The 626-nt window shown below is 45.0% G+C and carries 1 protein-coding gene; it reads right to left on the reverse strand.

The features are described 5' to 3' along the window. Positions 1-76 precede the first annotated feature (76 nt). A complete protein-coding gene (gene tnpA / locus FHC52_RS22510) occupies positions 77-511 on the reverse strand; it encodes an IS200/IS605 family transposase (RefSeq protein ID WP_032651224.1) in 435 nt (144 codons plus the stop codon). Between the last annotated feature and the right edge of the window lie 115 nt (positions 512-626).

Below are 626 nucleotides of genomic sequence, written 5' to 3' on the forward strand. Positions count from 1 at the left end.
AGTAAAAGACCACCTTCTTAGAAGGTGGCTTTCTAGAATGCCCCCTGTAAGGGGGGCTATTGTTTCCTTCCTGTTTCTACTCTAGCAATTCCATCTGCTGTTCGTGCGTTTGTTCCGTTTTCTCCTGATGCCGCACATATCGTCTGATGATCTCTTCGTTTACCCCTACCGTATCGACAAAGTAGCCGCGTGACCAAAAATGGTTTCCCCATAACTTCTTCCTGATATGTGGAAAACGATTGTAGAGTCTGATGGCACTGCGACCTTTAAGATGCCCCATCAACGTTGATATGGAAATTTTAGGCGGCACGATAACCACCAGATGTACATGATCTGGTTGAACATTTAACTCCAGAACTTCACAACCTTTTATTCCGCAGAGGATGTAGATTGTCCTGTAAAGTTCCTTGCCCAGCTTATCTTTGAGGATCCTGAATCGATATTTTGGCGTCCAAACTATGTGGTATTTGCAACGCCAATATACATGTGATGAACTCCTGTAAAGCCCCATGTCAGTCTGTCTCCTTTTACTTGTGGTGAGTAAGAAGAGATATTCCGGCATGGGCATTCTTCAGGCTATAGCCTTACAGGATCAATCACCACCTCCCCAGGAGGTGGTTTAGGGA

Origin of the sequence: Enterobacter sp. EC_64 (genome assembly GCF_019584165.1) — a bacterium.
In the GTDB taxonomy this organism is placed as follows: Bacteria; Pseudomonadota; Gammaproteobacteria; order Enterobacterales; family Enterobacteriaceae; genus Enterobacter; species Enterobacter roggenkampii.

Coding starts and splice junctions, on each gene's coding strand:
- tnpA (WP_032651224.1), bottom strand. CDS start 511: ATGGGGCTTTACAGGAGTTCATCACATGTATATTGGCGTTGCAAATAC.